This window comes from Blastococcus sp. SYSU D00922, from assembly GCF_054050495.1.
Map to the genome: position 1 here is coordinate 187,339 of NZ_JBJGZL010000004.1, position 17,491 is coordinate 204,829.

The following is a 17,491-nucleotide window of genomic DNA, read 5'->3' on the forward strand; positions in this document are numbered from 1 at the left end:
GTGCTGCCCGCGCAGGCACGCCTGCGCCGGCGTCCGGAGTTCACCGCGGTCGTCCGGACCGGCAGGCGCGCCGGGCGGCCGACCATGGTGCTCCACTACCTGTCCGAACGGCCCGAGCGGCCGGGTGGCGACCTCGCGTCCCCACCCGCCGCCCGGGCCGGTTTCGTGGTCGGCAAGGCCGTCGGCAACTCGGTGGTCCGCCACCGCGTGACCCGCCGCCTGCGCGCCGTGGTCCGCGACCAGCTGCACCGGCTGCCCCCGTCCGCGGACCTCGTGGTGCGCGCCCGGCCGGAGGCCGGCACCGCCACCTCCGAGCTTCTGCGCCGCGACCTCGTGTCGGGCCTGGACCGCCTCCTCGGCGAGCGGGTCCGGCAGCCATGATCGGGCGCGCGCTCCTGGCCGGGATCCGCTTCTACTCCCGGGCGATCAGCCCGGCCCTCCCACCCCGCTGCCGCTTCTACCCGACCTGCAGCGCCTACGCGGCCGAGGCGATCAGCCGGCACGGCGCCGCGCGCGGCAGCTGGCTGGCGCTCCGGCGGCTGGCGAAGTGCGCGCCCTGGCATCCGGGCGGCGTCGACCTCGTGCCGGACGTCGTCCGTGGAACCGGGGCGGCCGCCCGCTCGTCGGGCACTGCAGCGCCGCAGACACCGCACCACCGAGCTGTCCCGCCGGTCCACCGCCGGGCGAACGAGGAGTCCTCCGTTGCTTGACTGGCTGTACACCGCCATCTCGTGGGTCATGGCGCGGTGGCACTCGCTGTGGAACTGGCTGTTCGGTGACCCCGCCCCCGAGAGCGGTCTGGGTGGCCTCTCCTGGGTCCTGGCGATCGTCTTCCTCGTCGTGACGATCCGGCTGATCCTCTTCCCGCTGTTCGTCAAGCAGATCAAGTCGCAGCGGGCGATGCAGGAGCTCCAGCCGGAGATGGCCAAGCTGCGCAAGCAGTACGGCAGCGACCGCCAGGGCCTCAGCCAGGCGATGATGGCGCTGCAGAAGGAGCGCGGGGTCAACCCGCTGGCCGGCTGCCTGCCGATCCTGCCGCAGATCCCGGTCTTCCTGTCGCTGTTCCACGTCCTGCGCCGGCTGCAGCCGGGTGCGGAGGGCCTGTACAGCTGGTCGGACCAGCTCACCGACGAGGCGGCCCGCGCCAAGCTCTTCGGCGCCCCGATCTCCGCGTCGTTCAACATGGACGGCGCCAAGGAAGCGGCGATCCTCGCCATCCCCGGGGTCACCTACACGAACATCCGCATCGTCGCGTTCGTGCTCATCGTGATCATGTGCTTCACGACCTACTTCACGCAGAAGCAGATCATGAAGCGCTCCGGCCCGGTCGAGGGCCAGGCCGCGATGGTGCAGAAGATCCTGCTCTACGTCATGCCGGCGGGTCTGTTCGTCTCGGGCTTCATCTTCCCGATCGGTGTCCTCCTGTACTGGATGACCAACAACCTGTGGACGCTCGGCCAGCAGTTCTTCATCCTGCGCAAGATGCCGCCGCCCGGCTCCGACGCCGCGAAGGCCAAGGCCGCCGCCGAGAAGCCTGCGATCGACCCCAAGACGCTGGCTCCCAAGCCCGGCGCCAAGCCGGTCCGCCCCAAGGGCGGCCGCCCGGTCACCCCGCCCGCCGCCTCGCCCACGACCGACGTCGCCCCGGCGGCTGACGGCGCCCAGACCGGTGACGGCGCACCGCCGGCGAGCGACGGCTCGTCGAACGGCCGTCCGCCGGGCAAGGCCGGTGGAGCCTCGCGGGCCGGCCAGTCGCCGCCGAACCGGGGGAAGCGCAAGCGCCGCTGAGCGCCTGCCACCACCGACGCCCCACAGACCACCGGGTCCGGCCCGGAACGCCTGCACCGACCTGGGAGGAACCCCGTGAGTGCCCCGCAGCAGCCCACCGACACCGCCACCGAGAGCGCGACCGACGCGGCGGCGCCCGGCACCGTCCTCACCCCGGCCGCGAGCGGCGTCGGTGACCCCGACCTCGCCGCGGACGACGCCCTCGGCGCCGACGCGGTCGTGGAGGACGCCGACACGGATGAGGCGGACGAGGCGGATGAGGACGGCGACGACCTGCTCGTCCGCGAGGGCGACGTGGCCGGTGACTACCTCGAGCGCCTGCTGGACATCCTCGACAAGGACGGCGACATCGACCTCGACGTCGAGGGCGACCGCGCGTCGGTGGCCATCGTCGGCGGGAAGCTGACCGACCTCATCGGCCCCGACGGCGCGACCCTCGAGGCGCTGCAGGAGCTCACCCGCCTGGCGGTGGCGCAGTCCACCGGTGTGCGCAGCCGGCTGATGCTCGACATCGGGGAGTTCCGCGCCCGTCGCCGCGCCGACCTCACCGCCCTGGCCGGTGACACCGCCCGTCGGGTGGCCTCCAGCGGCCAGCCCGAGCGCCTGTCGGCGATGAACCCGTTCGAGCGCAAGGTCGTGCACGACGTCATCGCCTCGGTGCAGGGCGTGCACAGCGAGTCCGAGGGCGAGGAGCCGAACCGCCGCGTCGTGGTCCTGCCCGACAAGTGACGGCTCCGGACGACCCCACGGGGGAGAGCGCCCCGCCCGCGCCGGAGGTCGCCGCGCGGGTCTTCGGCGACGCCCTGCCGCTCGCGGAGCGCTACGTCCGCCAGCTCGCGTCCGACGGGGTGGTGCGCGGCCTGATCGGCCCCCGCGAGGTGTCCCGCCTCTGGGAGCGGCACGTGCTCAACAGCGCGGCCGTGGCCGAGGCGGTGCCTTCGGGTGCGCGCGTCGTCGACGTGGGGAGCGGGGCCGGCCTGCCGGGGATCCCGCTCGGGCTGGCCCGACCCGACGTCGTCCTCACGCTCGTCGAGCCGATGGCGCGGCGGGTCGAGTTCCTCGACCAGGCGGTGGCCGTCCTCGGCGCCCCCACCGGACGCTCCTGGCGGGTGGTGCGGGGTCGCGCCGAGGAGCGCTCCGTCGTCACGGCGGTGGGACCGGTCGACGTGGTCACCGCGCGCGCGGTGGCCCCGCTCCCCCGCCTCGTCGGCTGGTGCCGGGGGCTGATGCGGCCCGGGACCCAGCTGGTGGCCCTCGTGGGCGCCCGGGCGCTGGCCGAACTGCCCGCCATGCTGCCCGAACTCACCGCCGCGGGGATGCGTGACGTGCATCCGCGTGCCGTCGGCGCCGAGCTGGGCGACGCTGCCACTACCGTGGTGGTCATGACGCGCGGAGCACGGTGACGCTGCACGGTGCTGTTCCACGTGGAACAGGTGCAGTCGCACGACCCGTTCCACGTGAAACGGGTGCGCAGATGGTTAGGCGAACCAGGAAGGACCCGCGATGACCGACCCCGGTGAGCGGCTGCGCAGCAGCCTCGCCGCCGACCAGGCGTCCGCTCCCTCCTCCGCCGGCATGGCGGACTTCGACAGCCCCATCGCGATGGAGGCGCTGCGCGCGACCCGCGTCCTGCACGCGGCCGACCAGGATCCCTTCCCCGCGCCCAGCCGCATCCGGGTCATCACCATCGCCAACCAGAAGGGCGGCGTCGGCAAGACCACGTCGACGGTGAACCTCGGGGTGGCCCTGGCGCTCTACGGGCTGCGCACGCTCGTCATCGACCTCGACCCCCAGGGCAACGCCAGCACCGCCCTCGGCGTCGAGCACACCGTCGGCACGCCGTCGGTCTACGACGCCCTGGTCGGCGACAGCTCGCTGGCGGAGGTGGTCCACCCGACGACGGCGAGCCCCAAGCTGCTGTGCGTCCCAGCGACCATCGACCTGGCCGGCGCCGAGATCGAACTGGTCTCGGTGGTCGCCCGTGAGCACCGGCTCCGGCGCGCGATCGAGGCCTACGTCCACGAGCTGCCGCCCGACCAGCGCCCCCACTACGTGCTCATCGACTGCCCGCCGTCGCTGGGTCTGCTCACGCTGAACGCGCTGGTCGCCGGCGACGAGGTGCTCATCCCGATCCAGTGCGAGTACTACGCGCTCGAGGGCCTGGGTCAGCTGCTCAACAACATCGACCTGGTGCGCCAGCACCTCAACCCGGGGATCTCCGTCCGGACGATCCTCCTGACGATGTACGACGGGCGGACCAAGCTCGCCGACCAGGTGGCCGACGAGGTGCGCAACCACTTCGGCGACCTGGTCCTGCCGGCGGTCATCCCCCGGAACGTGCGCGTCTCCGAGGCTCCGGGCTACGGCCAGTCGGTTCTCACCTACGACCCCGGGTCGCGCGGCTCCACCAGCTACGTCGAGGCGGCCCGTCAGCTCGCCGAGCGCGGGGTGGACCTGCCGCCGCTCGAGCGCACGGGCATGGCCGGCGTCAGCCCCGCTCCACCGGTCGCCGCACAGCACGCAGTCAGCACGCAGGAGAGCCAGTGAGCAGCCCACGGGTGAGCGGAGAGCGGTCATGACGAAGCGCGGCGGCCTGGGCCGGGGCCTGGCGGCTCTCATCCCCACCAGCGCTCCTCCCGAGCACACCGCGGCGGCGGCGGCCGCTCCCGCCCCGCCGACCCCGGCCGCGGAGGCCCCGGCGGTCAGCCTGGTCCCCGACCCGGCGCCCACGGCCGAGGGCGCGGCGCCGTCCACGGCACGTCCGGTGGACGACGCCGCGGGCGCCGTCGGCGTGCCCGGCGCCCAGCTGCGCGAGGTCGAGGTGACCTCCGTCGTCCCGAACCCGAAGCAGCCGCGGCAGGTCTTCGACGACGAGGCGCTCGAGGAGCTCACGCACAGCGTCAAGGAGTTCGGTCTCCTGCAGCCGATCGTCGTCCGCGAGAACGGGGACGGCGCCTACGAGCTCATCATGGGCGAGCGCCGGCTGCGGGCTGCCCGCGCGGCCGGGCTGGACACGGTCCCGGCCATCGTGCGGGACACCACCGACGACGCGATGCTGCGCGACGCCCTGCTGGAGAACATCCACCGGGTCCAGTTGAACCCGCTCGAGGAGGCCGCCGCCTACCAGCAGCTCCTCGAGGAGTTCGGCGCCACCCACGAGGAGCTCGCCAACCGGATCGGGCGCAGCCGCTCGCAGGTCACCAACACCATCCGGCTGATGAAGCTGCCGGTGAAGGTCCAGACGCGCGTCGCCGCCGGAGTGATCTCGGCCGGTCACGCCCGGGCCCTGCTCGGGCTGCCGGACCCCGAGGCCCAGGACGCGCTGGCCACCCGCATCGTCGCGGAGGGCATGTCGGTGCGGGCCACGGAGGAGGCCGTCGCGATGGCGGCCGCCGAGCGCCCCACCGCGAAGCGCCGGACGCGCAACATCACCGCCCCCGGGGTCGAGGAGCTCGGCTCGCGGCTGTCCGACCGTTTCGAGACGAAGGTCAAGATCCAGATCGGCCGGTCGAAGGGGAAGATCGTCGTCGAGTTCGGGTCGGTCGACGACCTCCAGCGGATCATCGGCGTCATGGCCCCGGAGATCACCGGACGGCGTCCCGAGGCCTGAACAGCCCCCACCCACGGAGAAAGGCCGGGTTACGTCACTGACGCTTCCCGGCCTTTCTCGTCGGTCCGTGTCCGGCGGCTAGCGGGCCTTCGCCGCGCGACGCGCGAGCAGGCGGGCGAGCACCTCGCCCAGCTCGTAGCCGGCCGCCTCCACCGACATCGGGAACATCGACGTCTCGGTCATCCCCGGCGAGACGTTCACCTCGAGGAAGTGGACGTCGCCGTCCGGGGAGACGATCGCGTCCGTGCGGGACAGGTCGGCCAGCCCCAGCACCTCGTGCACGCGCACCGCGAGCGCGGCGGCGCGGGCGGCGACGTCGTCGGACACCCGGGCCGGCGCGTGGTACTCGGTCAGCCCGGGCGTGTACCGGGCGGTGTAGTCGAAGACGCCGGAGGCGGGAACGATCTCGACCGCCGGCAGCGCCTGCGGCCCCTCCCCCAGGTCGATCACCGAGATCGCCAGCTCGGTGCCCTCGACGTAGCGCTCCACCATGACGGTGTCGCCGTAGGCGAAGCAGCTGACCATGGCGGCCGGCAGCTCCTCGACGTTGCTCACCTTCTGCACGCCGAGCGCCGAGCCACCGGAGGCGGGCTTGACGATCAGGGGCAGGCCGAGCCGGGCCACCATCAGGTCGAGGACGGCGCCGGCGCCCAGCTCGCGGAAGGTGCTGTGCGGCAGCGCCACCCAGTCCGGCGTGGTCGCACCGGCGGCTCGGACGACCGACTTCGCGGCGGGCTTGTCCCACGCCAGCCGGCAGGCGGCGGCCGGAGAGCCGACGTAGGGCACCCCCGCGAGGTCGAGCACCGCCCGCAGGGCGCCGTCCTCGCCGGTCGCGCCGTGCAGGGCGATGAAGACGGCGTCCGCCGGGGAGGCGGCCAGCCCGGGCAGCAGGTCGGCGTCGGCGTCGCGGACCTCGGCGTCGACGCCGGCACGGGCCAGCTCTTCCCAGACCTGCGTCCCCGACGAGAGGCTGACCTCGCGCTCGAAGGTCAGCCCGCCGCTGAGGACTACGGCGCGCAGCCCGGAGGCGGTGGTCTCCCGTGCCGGGGAGGTGGCCGTCGACTGGTCGGCTGGGGGATGGGTCATGCCCGTCCGTCCTCGTAGGTGTCGCTGTTAGCGGGTCCGACGATCGTGCCCGATCCGGTGAACGGGGCCTCCGCGCCGGGCCGGACGGCGCGGAAGGTGCCGGTGTCGACCTTGTCGAAGGTGGAGTGCAGATCCAGCTCGGCCTCGATGACGCGGGCCAGGCGCCGCACGCCCTCGCGGATGGCGTCCGGCTCCGGGTAGCAGTAGGACAGCCGCATGTACTCGCGGCCGCTGCCGTCGGCGTAGAAGCCGATGCCCGGGACGTAGGCCACCAGGGCGTTCACCGCGCGGGGCTGCATGAGCTTGGCGTCCAGGCCGTGCGGCAGCTTGAGCCACACGTAGAAGCCGCCGTCGGGGCGGGTCCACGTCGTCCCGGCCGGCATCATCGCGTCCAGGGACTCCAGCGTGGCGTCCCGGCGCTCCCGGTACAGCTCCGTGAACAGCTTGATCTGCTCGCGCCACGGCTGGGTGTCCAGGTAGCGGGCGACGGCGTACTGGGTGAGCGATGGCGGGCAGAGGACCTGCGCCTCCGTGGCCAGCACGAGCTTCTCGCGGACGGCGAGCGGCGCGAGGACCCAGCCCACGCGCAGGCCCGGCGAGAAGGTCTTGGAGAACGACCCGAGGTAGATGACCCGCTGGGCGTCACGGGCGCGCAGCGCGCGCATCGGCTCGTGGTCGAAGCCCAGCAGGCCGTACGGGTTGTCCTCGACGATCAGCAGGTCGTAGCGCTCGGCGATGGCCATGATCGCCTGGCGGCGCGGCTCGGTGAGCGTCACACCGGCCGGGTTGTGGAAGTTCGGCACCGTGTACAGGAACTTCACCCGGTCGCCGGCGGCCCGGCACTCGGCCAGCGCCTGCTCCAGCGCCTCGGGGATCAGCCCGTCGTCGTCCATGGCCACGTGCTTGACGCGGGCCTCGGCGGACTGGAAGACGCCCAGGGCGCCGACGTAGGACGGCGCCTCGGCGAGGATGACGTCACCGGGGTCGACGAAGACGCGGGTGACCAGGTCCAGGCCCTGCTGCGAGCCGACGGTGACCACGACTTCGCTCGGGGAGGCGTCCGTGATGCCCTCCAGGGCCATGACGTCGCAGATCCGCTCGCGCAGGCGCGGATCGCCCTGCCCGGAGCCGTACTGCAGCGTCTGGGCGCCCATGCCGGACACCAGGTCGCCGATCATCGAGCCGACGGCGTCGAGGGGCAGGGCGGTGACCGCGGGCATGCCGCCGGCCAGGGAGACCACCTCGGGCCGGCTCACCACGGAGAAGAGCGCCCGGATCTCCGAGGTCTTCATGCCGTGGGTGCGTGCTGCGTACCTGTCCGCCAGCGGGTCCAGCCGCGGATGCCGCGGCACGACGTGGGGATGCGCACCGTGCGTCAGGTGCGTCCCCTGCTGACCGGGACCGGCGGGCGAGCCGGGCGGGGTGGTGGGCACCTTCACGAGTGTAAGGACGCCGCCACGCGGCACGACCGGGCCGCCTGCAGAAATGGACTGGAATCCGCCCTAGATGCGCTCGGGGAGCACGAAGGTGCCGGTGGGCGGGTCGGCCTCGGCCGGCAGGTAGAGGCGCTGGACGGCGGCCAGGACGGCGGAGGCGACGGCGCTGCGCACGCGGGCGTCGAGCAGGAGCAGCCGGTCGACCGGGTGGGAGAGGTAGCCGCAGTCCAGCCGGACGGCGGGCATGCGGGTCATCCGCAGCAGGTCCCAGGTCTTCGGGTGCGACCCCAGGTCCAGCATCCCGGTGCGGGCGAGCACCTCGCGACGCGCCAGGTTGGCGAACTCCTCGCCGACCGTGGAGGAGGCACCCGAGCCGGTGCCGTAGTAGTAGCTGGCCACCCCGCGGGCGTGCTCCGAGCTGTGCGCGTCGAGGTGCAGCGCGATGAACAGGTCGGCGCGGGCGTCGTTGGCGAACGCGGTCCGCTCCGCCGGTGACGGGTTCTGGTCGCGGCCGCGGGTGAGGTAGACGGTCGCGCCGGCCGCGGCCAGCCGCCCCTCGATGCGGGAGGCGAGGTCGAAGACCAGGTCGGCCTCGGTGGTCTCGCCCTCGACGTAGCCGGTCTCCGGACCGCCGTGACCGGGGTCCACGACGATCCGGCGGCCGATCAGGTGCGGGCCGCTGTCGACGAACGAGGCGCTCTGCCGCAGCAGCTGCGGCCGGCCGCCGGTGACCTTGCGGCCGAGCTGGCGCAGCGCCCGCAGGGTGGCCGGTCCGCAGGTCCCGTCGGCGGTGAGCCCGTAGTCGCGCTGGAAGGTGCGCAGGCCGACCTCGGTCTCCGGACCGAAGACGCCGTCGACGGGGCCGGCGTCGTAGCCGAGCTCGTGCACCCGCTCCTGCAGGCTGATGACGTCGTCACCGCGGATGGGCCGTTCCGGGTCGTAGCGCAGCAGCCGGTCACCCAGCGACCAGCGGGCCTCGTTCAGCGCCCGGTAGGTCTCCTCGCCGACCCGTCCGTCGACCGACAGGCCGCGGTTCTGCTGGAAGTGCCGCACCGCCAGCTCGGTCGCGGCGTCGAACTCCGCGTCGTCCAGGGCGATGTTCGGGAGGGTGGCCATGGCGTGCGGCGGGCGCGCCTGGGCGGTGCCGTCGCCGTCGGGCAGCAGGCCGAGGCTCCGGAGCGCCGTCTGCACGTCGGCGACGGCGGGACCGCGGTCCCCGAGGCGCAGGATATGCATACGGCTGTCGGCTCCCATCGTGTTCCTGATTGTCGTCCTCGCGGACCGTGACGGCCCACCGGGGTCCACCCGCACGAGCGAGGGGCCCGCCTGTCCGGGTGGACGGGCGGGCCCCTGGTGGCGCTGCGTGAGCCCCGGCGGGCCGGGGATCAGCGGATGTAGTCGGCGAGGTCGTTGAGGATCGCGCCCTTGGGCTTGGCGCCGATGATGCTCTTCACCGGCTTGCCGCCCTGGAACACCGTCATGGTCGGGATCGACATGACCTGGTAGTCGCGGGCGATCTGCGGGTTCTCGTCGATGTTGAGCTTGGCGATCGTCAGCTTGTCGCCGTGCTCGGCGGCGATCTCCTCGAGGACGGGGGCGACCATCTTGCACGGGCCGCACCACTCCGCCCAGAAGTCGACGAGCACGGGCTTGTCGCTGCCCAGGACGTCGCTGGCGAAGCTCGTGTCGGTCACCGTGACGGTGTTGCCTGCCATGGGTCGTTCTCCCTTGTCTCGGCTTGCTGGGGTGCCTGTCGGGTCAACCGGCGGGCGGGTGGATGTATGCCCGGTCAGCGCTCGTCGAACGTGTCGGCGAGCCAGCGCTCGGCGTCGATCGCCGCGGCCGCGCCGGTGCCGGCGGAGGTGATGGCCTGCCGGTAGATGTGGTCGACCACGTCACCGCAGGCGAAGACGCCGTCGATGTTGGTCCGCGTGCTCGGGTGCTCGACCTGGATGTAGCCCTCGTCGTCCAGCTTCAGCTGGCCGGCGAACAGCTCGCTGCGCGGGTCGTGCCCGATGGCGACGAACATGCCGCTGACCGGCACGGTCTCGGTGGCGCCGCTGGCGACGTCGGTGAGCTGCACGCCCTCCACGGTGCTGTCACCGAGGACGTCGGTCACCTGCTTGCCGAGCTCCCAGCGGATCTTCTCGTTGTCCTGGGCGCGCTTGACCATGATCTTCGACGCCCGCAGCTCGTTGCGCCGGTGGACCACGGTCACGCTCTTGGCGAAGCGGGTCAGGAAGGTGGCCTCCTCCATCGCGGAGTCACCGCCACCGACCACGACGATGTCCTGGTCGCGGAAGAAGAAGCCGTCACAGGTGGCACAGGCCGAGACGCCGCGGCCGAGCAGCCGCTCCTCGTTCTCCAGGCCGAGGTACCGGTACTTGGAACCGGTGGCCACGATCACCGCGTGCGCGCGGTGCACCTCGTCGCCGACCTTCACGATCTTCGGCTCGGCGGTCAGATCGACCTCGGTCACGTCCCGCGCGACGAGCTCGGCACCGAACTTCTCCGCCTGCGTGCGCATGTCGTCCATGAGCTGCGGGCCCTGGATGCCCTCGGGGAAGCCGGGGAAGTTCTCGACCTCGGTGGTGGTCATCAGGGCGCCGCCGAACTGCGAGCCCTCGAACACCAGGGGGTGCAGGTTGGCACGCGCGGCGTAGGTGGCAGCGGTGTATCCGGCCGGGCCGGACCCGATGATGATCAGGTCGCGGATGCCGTCGTGCTCGGCGGGCGGGATCGCGGGGTCGGCGATCTCCTCCGTCGTCACGGCGGGGCCAGGGGTCGGGAAGTCACTCACGCGCGGCACAACGAGGATCGTAGGGGCGGCATTCCCCGGCAGCGCGCTGCCGGGTCCTAGCCGGCCGCCTGGACGGCGACCTCGGCGAGGCCGGCGGAGAAGCCGCCCTCGCTGGGGACCAGGCCGGTGATCCACACCAGGACGTACTGAGCGGAGACCGGCTCGTCGAAGGCCAGCTCGGTCTCCTGGCCCAGTTCGGCGTCGGCGACCGGGGCGAAGCCCTCCAGGCCGGCGTCGGCCGAGTCCCCGGTGCGGATCTCGACGGTGGCGCCCGGCGCGGTGGTCGTGATGGTGACCGCCGCCAGGTCCTGCGCGGAGCCCAGGTCGAGCAGCAGGCCGACGCCGTCCTTGAGGTTGCCGAAGGCCGGCGAGCCCCGGTACTCGTAGGTCGACCACGACGTGGCGGCGTCGCCGTCGAAGGCCAGTTCCACGTCGCCGGGGTTGTCCGGGTCGCCGTCGCCCTGAGGGTCGAAGACCTCGGCGCCGGCGATGGTCACGGCAGCGCCGGGTTCCACGGCGGCGCCGGTCTCGGAGCCCTGCGCCGGCACGCTGGACGAGGGCGTGGAGCCCGGCGTCTCGTCGACGTCGCCCGCGACGGAGATGACTCCCTTGCCGAACCAGAACGCCAGCGCGGCGACGACCAGCAGGGCGAGCAGGGGCAGCCCGACGACGACCAGGCGGTGCCGGCGGGCGCCGTCCTCGTCGATGTCGGTGGTGCCGGTGGCCGGCTCGTCGTAGCCCCCGTACCCGTCATCGTCCAGGACGCCGAACGCCTCGTCGTCGTAGCGGGTGGGGGGCGCCGGCACCCCGGATCCGGCGGCGTAGGCGCCCGCGGCGGGCGTGACGGAGCCGGCGGCGATCGTGTCGCCGCCGAGGGCGGCGGGGGCGACCGTGCTGTCCGTGACCGGCCGCACCGGCGGGACGGGGGGCAGCGTCTGGGGATCGAGCCGCACCGCCTCGCCCTCGGTGCCCGGCGTCGCGCCGTCGACCGGGTGGTCGGAGGGCTGGTCGGGACGCCGGTCGCGCAGCCGGCGCAGCCAGCCGCTGTCGGTCTCCTCGGCGCGTGCGGCGGCCGACATGGGGCCCGGCCGAGACCGCTCGGCCAGCAGCGAGGCCATGGCGGCGACGCTGGAGAGGCCCTGCCCGGGCTCGGTCGAGCGCGCCCGGCGCGCCAGCGCCACCAGGTCCGACGGACCGGTGAGCCGCCGCGGGCCCGGCTCCGAGGGGTCCAGGCCGGTCAGGCAGGCCTCGAGCAGCCCGCCGAGGGCCGTGATGTCGCCGTCGATCGTGCCGGTGGCGGCGGGGACGGCGCGCAGCCCGACCAGGCCGTTCGGGCGGAGCACGACGTTGTCGGGGGTCAGCCCGCCGACGGCGAGGCCGACGCGGTGCGCCTCGGCGACGCCCTCGGCGAGCCGGCGCAGGACCGTGCGGACCTCGCGGTCGGGCATCGGCCCGCGGGCGAGGCGCTCGGCGAGGGTCTCGCCGTCGATCCACTCGTTGACGACGTACGCGGCGCCGCCGGGGCTGTTGGGGTCACCGGTGCCCTCGGAGGCGTCGTAGACCATCGCCAGGGCAGGGGTGGCGAGCCCGCCGGCGGTCAGCGCGCGGCTGATCCACGCGTGCGCGGCCGGCCCGGCCGGGGTGTGCACGCGGATCGCGACGTCGCGGTTGAGCACGCGGTCCTTCGCCCGCCAGCACTGGATGACGCCGGTGGGGGTCGGCTCGTCGGGGCCGACCTGGTCGATGGGCCGGTAGCGGTCGGGGAGGCCGGTGGTCGTCGATGTCATCGACACTGTCGACCCCCTGTCCTGTTCCGGCCGCCGACGCGAGCGCTCCGGCGGGGACGGCGCACCGCCCGAGGATCCGGTCACCCGCGCCCCCTTCGACCCCGGAGCGCCGCGAGGGGCTCCCGGACCTCGGGCACACGGGCGATCACGAGACCCGCGAGAGCCACACCGCCGATGACCACGGTACCGACCAGGACCGTCACGAGCGACCCTGCCAGGGACGTGCCGAACAGGTCTTCGGTCACGTTCCGGACAAGGAGGCCGACCCCGCCCGCGACCACCGAGACGGCGGCCATGCGCAGGACCGGTCCGAAGGTCGCGCGCGAGCGCAGCCCGCCCAGCCGCCGCCGCAGGGCCAGGTCGCCGATGACCCACCCGGCGACGTAGGTGACGCTGGTGGCCAGCATCAGGCCGGCCACCACGTCGTCGGGCCCCACCACGACCGGCACGAGGAGCAGGAGGGGCACCCGTACGGCGACCATGCCGACCTGGATCAGCGTCGGGGTGCGGGCGTCCTTCATGGCGTAGAAGACCCGCAGCTGCAGCAGCGTCACCGCCATGGGCAGCAGGCCGAACGCGCCGACGGCGAGGGCCACGCCGATGCCCTCCGCCTCGGCCACGGAGGTGTTGCCCCGTGCGAAGACCACGACGGCCAGCGGCGGACCGAGGACGACGAGCGCGGCGGTGACGGGTAGCAGGCCCAGCGCGGAGAGCCGCGTGCCGAGGGACAGGTCCCGGACGACGCCGTCGACGTCGGAGCGGGCGGCGGCCCGGCTCATCCGCGGCACCAGGGCGGTCAGCAGCGCGACGCCGATGATCCCGTAGGGCATCTGGAACAGGAGGCTGGCGATCGCGAAGGCGCTCGAGCCCAGGCCTCCCTCGCGGCCGGCGGCGTTGGCGATCCGCGTGGCCACGACGACGCCGATCTGGCTGACGGCCACGTAGCCGATGACCCAGAGGCCGAGCGTCCCGGCCTCCCGCAGGCCGGTCTCCCGCCACCGCCAGCTCGGCCGCAGCGGCACCCCGGCGCGGTGCAGCAGCGGCAGCAGGACGAGCGCCTGGACGGCGATGCCGAGGGTGGTCCCGATGCCGAGCAGCCACACCTGGCCGGGCGTGATGGTCGCCTCGGTGAGCTCGCCCGGCCCGCTGGCGGCGATGAACAGCCCGCCGGTGGCGATGACGACGACGTTGTTGAGCACCGGCGCCCAGGCCGGGGGACCGAAGACCCCGCGGCTGTTGAGGATCGCCTGGGCGAGCGCGCCGATGCCGTAGAAGACGATCTCGACCAGCAGGATCCGGGCCAGCCAGTTCGCCAGCTCCACCTGGTCGGGGTTGTCGGAGATGCCGTAGAGGGCGGTGAGCAATGGCGCCGCCAGGACCGCGATCCCGGTGACCACGACCAGGCCCGCGGTGGCCAGGGTCATCAGGCGCTGCGCGTAGCCGACGCCGCCGTCCCGGTCTCGTTCCTGCGCGTGCACGAGCAGGGGGACGACGACCGAGGTGAGGACGCCGCCCAGCAGCAGCTCGTAGACGATGTTCGGCAGGGTGTTCGCCGTGTTGTAGGCGTCGTTGACCAGCCCCACGCCGAGCGCGGCCGCGAGGACCATCGTGCGCAGGAGCCCGGTGATCCGGGAGACCAGGGTGGCGACCGCCATCGTGCCGGCCGCCCGCAGGATCCCGCCGGCAGCGCCGGGCGCGCCCTCGCGCCGGTCGGCCTCCTCCTCCGTCTCCGCGGCCGGCCCGCGGGGCACCGGCGGCAGGACGGTGATGACCTGGGTGAAGTTGTCGTCGGCGGCCGGGACCCAGCGGTTGCGCAGCGGTGGCACCGGGGGCAGCGGCCGGCCGGCGGGCCGTGGGGTCACCGGCGGCTGCTCGGGCGCCGCCTCCCGGGCGGCGTCCCCGAACGGCGTCGACGGCGGCGGGGCGGCGCGGTAGGGCGGCGGCGGCAGGCCGGGAGCGCCCGTGCGCCGCTGGGGGCGCGGCGCCGGGGGCGGGACGGGCGGGCGGCCGGCCCGCACCCGGTCGTCGGCGGGCCGGTCGTCGGGGTGCGCGGTCACACCGGGCTCCGGTTCGGCGGCGGCAGCAGGGTGGCGCCCTCGGGACCGCCGCCCGCGACCTCGCCGGCGGCGGCCCGTCGGCGCCGCAGCACGAAGTTGACCAGCCGGCGCAGGAAGAGCAGTCCCAGCAGACCCGCTGCGCCGATGGTGATGATCAGCGAGATGGAGCCGTACGCCGTGCTCTTCACCTGCAGCGAGATCTCGTCGCCGAGGGCCCGGCCGCCCGGCGTCGTCAGCTGCGCCCGGACGGCGAACCCGCCCGCCTGGCGCACCTCGGTGGGCACCTGGAGGGTCGAGCGCTGGCCGGGTGCGAGCGTCTGGGTGCCGATGTCGCCGATGGACAGGCCGCGGCTGCCGCGGGTGCGCACCTCCAGCCGCACCTCCACGGTCATCGGGAGGTCGTTGCGGACGGTCAGGACCAGCGGGGCGTCGCTGGAGCCGAGGCTGTACGTGCCGTCGGCGGGGGCGAGGAGGGTCACCTGGTCCAGCACGCGGTCCAGCGACTCGTGCAGCGCCGTGGCGAGCTGCCGGAACTCCTCGGCGTCGTCGCGGCGGGTCGCGGACACGGTGCGCGCGATCGCGGCGTCGTAGCTGCGCAGGGCCGTGTCGTCGTCCCCCACGACGGCGCCGGCGAGGTCCTCCCGCGCGGTGGCCGCCTCGACGACCTCGAGCATGCCGGCCGGGTCGAGCGAGGAGGCGTCCGCCAGGCCGGTGAGGTCGCCGGTGGCGGTCGAGGGCCCGGCGGAGAGCTCGGCCAGCGTCGCGGCGCGCAGCCACGGGAGGCTCGCGGTGTCGGCCATCATCGAGCCGGCGCCCTCGGGTCCGGCCTCGACCTCGCGCGGCGGGACCACGAGGACGGTCTGCTCCGTGCCCGCCGGCGCCTGCAGGCTGAGCACGGCCAGCTCGGCGAGGTAGCGCTGCTCGGCCATCCGCGCGCCTCCGGGGGCCTGCTCCGCCGAGCCGACGACGGCCCCGAGGGTCGGGTCGGCGACCAGGACGTCGAGCGGGCCGGCGGCGGTGGCCACGGCGGTGCGGGCGGCGGCGGTGGGGTCGGCCAGGCCGGTCGCGTCGTCCCCCTCGGAGACCGCGGCGGCGCCGAGGACGAGCTGCCGCACACCCCCGGCCTGCAGGACGGGAACGGTGTCGGCCCGCAGGGAGCCGCCGGGCGCCCAGGCCAGGTCGGTGCGCGGCTCCACGTCGAGCGCGCCGGCCAGGATGGCGGCCCCGGCGCTCTCCGCCGGCTCCTCGGCCTCGGGTGCCGACGACTCCGCGGCGCCGGTCGACTGCGTGGCCGCCGCGCCGTCCTCGCTGCGGGTGCTGCCGGGCGGGTCCTGGGCGGTGCCCTCGGGTGTCCCGGGGAGGCTCCGGGTGAGGACGTCGGGCAGCCCGGCACCGGTGAGGGCGTCCGCGTCCACGTCGCCGTAGGGCAGCGCCACCACCGGGTGGACGGCGGCGACGTCGGCGAGCCGGTCCAGGAACGCCGCGGCCGCTTCCGTGCCGCCGCCCGGCCGGCCGTCGACCTCGTAGGGCCCCGCCGCCATCAGCTGCAGCTCCTCGACGAGCGCCGGGTCCACGGCCAGGGCCACCTGGAGGAGGGGTGCCACCTCGGTGCCGTTGCCGGTCAGGCCGCCGGGCAGCCGTTCGACCACCGCGAGCGCGCGGTCCAGGCGCCCCCCGCTGCTGACCGAGTCGGCGAGGCCGTCGTCCCGGAAGCCGCCCGACGGCGTCCGGTGGGAGGCCTCGACGATCGGCCACAGCCACGCGACCGCCGTGGTGGCCTGGGGCGCGGTCGGCTGCTGCACGACGTAGGTCGAGAGCTCGCCGACGCGGCGCTGCTCGAGCCCGTCGACGACGCCGTTGACGTTGAGCAGCACGGGGTAGACGCCGTCCTGGGTGAGCCGGAGCTCCTCGGCGGCGACGGTGTAGCTGAACGGCAGCTCGCCGCCGGGTGCGAGCTCGCCGTCCACCGGCTGGAACGGCGCGAAGACCGTCGTGGCGGGGTCCGGGTCCTGCTGGTCGGCGGCGAGGTCGGCGCGGCTGGTGAGCACGGCGCCGCGCTGCAGCCGGACGCCGAGGTCGGTGATCGTGGACCCGCCGGTGTTGGTGAGCGTGCCCGTGACGGTCACCAGGGAGCCGGGCGTGATGGTGCGCGGCTCGAACCGGCCGACCTCGATGGTCACCGGCCGGTCGGCGTCGACGGCCTCGTCCTCGTCGGCCGACGGGTCCTCCGCGGTGAGCACGGGGAGTCCGGCGGGGGAGGCCACGGCAGGCGCCGCGGGACCGAGCACCGCGAGACCGAGCGCCGTGGCGAACAGGGGGGCGACGGCGGCGCGCGGCAGCGCCGTCGGCGTCACGCGCTGTCGGCCAGCAGTGCGGGCGCGCGCTCGACGAGTGCCCGTTCGTCGGCGTAGGCGAGCCGGCCGCTGAGCTCGTCCAGCGGGACCCAGGCGACCTCGGTGACCTCGACGTCGGCGTCGGAGAGCGCGCCGCCGATCGCGCGGAGGAGGAAGTGGTGCACGGTCTTGTGCACGCGCCGGCCGTCGGCGACGAACCAGAAGTCGATGATCCCCAGCGGGGCGACGACCTCGCCGATGATCCCGGTCTCCTCCGCCACCTCGCGGACGGCGGTGTCCTCGGGGGTCTCCCCCGCCTCGATGTGCCCCTTGGGCAGCGACCAGAGCAGGCGCCCGCGGCGATCCGTGCGGCCGATGAGGGCGGCACGGGGCCCGGTCACACCGTCGTCGGCGACCACCAGGCCCCCGGCTGAGGTCTCGTCGACCCGGCGGAGCCGGCGGCCGGGGCGTCCGCGCCCGCCCGTCCCAGCCATGCCAGGAGGGTAGCGCGACTCCGGCGACAGCCCCGGGAGCATCGCAGCGAGGAACGAGCGAGGAGCGGACCGGGGCGCGGAGCCGGACCGAGGGCGCAGA

The 17,491-nt window shown here is 74.4% G+C and carries 16 protein-coding genes; 7 read left to right on the forward strand and 9 right to left on the reverse strand.

Going from position 1 to position 17,491, the window contains the following annotated elements; translation table 11 throughout:
- The 7 genes from rnpA to ACI78T_RS08125 all read left to right on the forward strand — a co-directional run bounded on the left by rnpA (position 1) and on the right by ACI78T_RS08125 (position 5,398).
- A complete protein-coding gene (gene rnpA / locus ACI78T_RS08095) occupies positions 1 to 381 on the forward strand; it encodes a ribonuclease P protein component (protein ID WP_456557574.1) in 381 nt (126 codons plus the stop codon).
- Positions 378 to 710 (forward strand): membrane protein insertion efficiency factor YidD, encoded by a 333-nt coding sequence (gene yidD / locus ACI78T_RS08100; RefSeq protein ID WP_456557575.1) that lies wholly within the window; start codon positions 378 to 380, stop codon positions 708 to 710. The genes rnpA and yidD overlap by 4 nt, the downstream gene beginning before the upstream one ends.
- Positions 703 to 1,788, forward strand: a complete 1,086-nt coding sequence (gene yidC, locus ACI78T_RS08105; RefSeq protein ID WP_456557576.1) for a membrane protein insertase YidC — start codon at positions 703 to 705, stop codon at positions 1,786 to 1,788. Before yidD ends, yidC begins: the two co-directional genes overlap by 8 nt.
- A 75-nt stretch (positions 1,789 to 1,863) precedes the next feature.
- Positions 1,864 to 2,517, forward strand: coding sequence for a Jag family protein (locus ACI78T_RS08110; protein WP_456557577.1), 654 nt, complete (start codon positions 1,864 to 1,866; stop codon positions 2,515 to 2,517).
- Positions 2,514 to 3,191, forward strand: a complete 678-nt coding sequence (gene rsmG / locus ACI78T_RS08115; protein WP_456557578.1) for a 16S rRNA (guanine(527)-N(7))-methyltransferase RsmG — start codon at positions 2,514 to 2,516, stop codon at positions 3,189 to 3,191. Before ACI78T_RS08110 ends, rsmG begins: the two co-directional genes overlap by 4 nt.
- A 100-nt stretch (positions 3,192 to 3,291) precedes the next feature.
- Positions 3,292 to 4,335 (forward strand): ParA family protein, encoded by a 1,044-nt coding sequence (locus ACI78T_RS08120; RefSeq protein WP_456557579.1) that lies wholly within the window; start codon positions 3,292 to 3,294, stop codon positions 4,333 to 4,335.
- A 28-nt stretch (positions 4,336 to 4,363) separates the two neighbouring features.
- Positions 4,364 to 5,398, forward strand: coding sequence for a ParB/RepB/Spo0J family partition protein (locus tag ACI78T_RS08125; RefSeq protein ID WP_456557580.1), 1,035 nt, complete (start codon positions 4,364 to 4,366; stop codon positions 5,396 to 5,398).
- A 78-nt stretch (positions 5,399 to 5,476) separates the two neighbouring features.
- Here the strand turns inward: ACI78T_RS08125 and ACI78T_RS08130 are convergent, their stop codons facing one another.
- The 9 genes from ACI78T_RS08130 to ACI78T_RS08170 form a co-directional block, all read right to left on the reverse strand.
- Positions 5,477 to 6,484 carry a D-alanine--D-alanine ligase family protein gene (locus ACI78T_RS08130; RefSeq protein WP_456557581.1) on the reverse strand — a complete coding sequence of 336 codons (1,008 nt, stop codon included), beginning with the start codon at positions 6,482 to 6,484 and terminating at the stop codon, positions 5,477 to 5,479.
- Positions 6,481 to 7,917: an aminotransferase-like domain-containing protein gene (locus ACI78T_RS08135; protein WP_456557582.1), complete on the reverse strand. Its 1,437-nt coding sequence runs from the start codon at positions 7,915 to 7,917 to the stop codon at positions 6,481 to 6,483. The genes ACI78T_RS08130 and ACI78T_RS08135 overlap by 4 nt, the downstream gene beginning before the upstream one ends.
- A gap of 69 nt (positions 7,918 to 7,986) precedes the next feature.
- Positions 7,987 to 9,156, reverse strand: coding sequence for an N-acetylmuramoyl-L-alanine amidase (locus tag ACI78T_RS08140; protein WP_456557583.1), 1,170 nt, complete (start codon positions 9,154 to 9,156; stop codon positions 7,987 to 7,989).
- A 149-nt stretch (positions 9,157 to 9,305) separates the two neighbouring features.
- Positions 9,306 to 9,635 (reverse strand): thioredoxin, encoded by a 330-nt coding sequence (gene trxA / locus ACI78T_RS08145; protein ID WP_116452060.1) that lies wholly within the window; start codon positions 9,633 to 9,635, stop codon positions 9,306 to 9,308.
- A 74-nt stretch (positions 9,636 to 9,709) separates the two neighbouring features.
- The gene (gene trxB / locus ACI78T_RS08150; RefSeq protein ID WP_456557584.1) at positions 9,710 to 10,720 is read right to left on the reverse strand and encodes a thioredoxin-disulfide reductase; all 1,011 of its coding nucleotides are present in this window, start codon (positions 10,718 to 10,720) and stop codon (positions 9,710 to 9,712) included.
- 56 nt (positions 10,721 to 10,776) lie between these two features.
- The gene (locus tag ACI78T_RS08155; RefSeq protein WP_456557585.1) at positions 10,777 to 12,507 is read right to left on the reverse strand and encodes a hypothetical protein; all 1,731 of its coding nucleotides are present in this window, start codon (positions 12,505 to 12,507) and stop codon (positions 10,777 to 10,779) included.
- Positions 12,508 to 12,587: 80 nt separating this feature from the next.
- Positions 12,588 to 14,564 (reverse strand): murein biosynthesis integral membrane protein MurJ, encoded by a 1,977-nt coding sequence (murJ, locus tag ACI78T_RS08160; RefSeq protein WP_456557586.1) that lies wholly within the window; start codon positions 14,562 to 14,564, stop codon positions 12,588 to 12,590.
- Positions 14,561 to 16,918, reverse strand: a complete 2,358-nt coding sequence (locus tag ACI78T_RS08165) for a hypothetical protein (protein WP_456557587.1) — start codon at positions 16,916 to 16,918, stop codon at positions 14,561 to 14,563. The genes murJ and ACI78T_RS08165 overlap by 4 nt, the downstream gene beginning before the upstream one ends.
- Positions 16,915 to 17,391 carry an NUDIX hydrolase gene (locus tag ACI78T_RS08170; RefSeq protein WP_179708004.1) on the reverse strand — a complete coding sequence of 159 codons (477 nt, stop codon included), beginning with the start codon at positions 17,389 to 17,391 and terminating at the stop codon, positions 16,915 to 16,917. The genes ACI78T_RS08165 and ACI78T_RS08170 overlap by 4 nt, the downstream gene beginning before the upstream one ends.
- Between the last annotated feature and the right edge of the window lie 100 nt (positions 17,392 to 17,491).

What these genes read in the sequence shown, in the direction of transcription:
- ACI78T_RS08155 (WP_456557585.1), bottom strand. Translation starts at nt 12,507, where the DNA reads ATGACATCGACGACCACCGGCCTCCCCGACCGCTACCGGCCCATCGAC.
- ACI78T_RS08140 (WP_456557583.1), bottom strand. Translation starts at nt 9,156, where the DNA reads ATGCATATCCTGCGCCTCGGGGACCGCGGTCCCGCCGTCGCCGACGTG.
- trxA (WP_116452060.1), bottom strand. Translation starts at nt 9,635, where the DNA reads ATGGCAGGCAACACCGTCACGGTGACCGACACGAGCTTCGCCAGCGAC.
- ACI78T_RS08125 (WP_456557580.1), top strand. Translation starts at nt 4,364, where the DNA reads ATGACGAAGCGCGGCGGCCTGGGCCGGGGCCTGGCGGCTCTCATCCCC.
- yidD (WP_456557575.1), top strand. Translation starts at nt 378, where the DNA reads ATGATCGGGCGCGCGCTCCTGGCCGGGATCCGCTTCTACTCCCGGGCG.
- ACI78T_RS08120 (WP_456557579.1), top strand. Translation starts at nt 3,292, where the DNA reads ATGACCGACCCCGGTGAGCGGCTGCGCAGCAGCCTCGCCGCCGACCAG.
- ACI78T_RS08130 (WP_456557581.1), bottom strand. Translation starts at nt 6,484, where the DNA reads ATGACCCATCCCCCAGCCGACCAGTCGACGGCCACCTCCCCGGCACGG.
- ACI78T_RS08170 (WP_179708004.1), bottom strand. Translation starts at nt 17,391, where the DNA reads ATGGCTGGGACGGGCGGGCGCGGACGCCCCGGCCGCCGGCTCCGCCGG.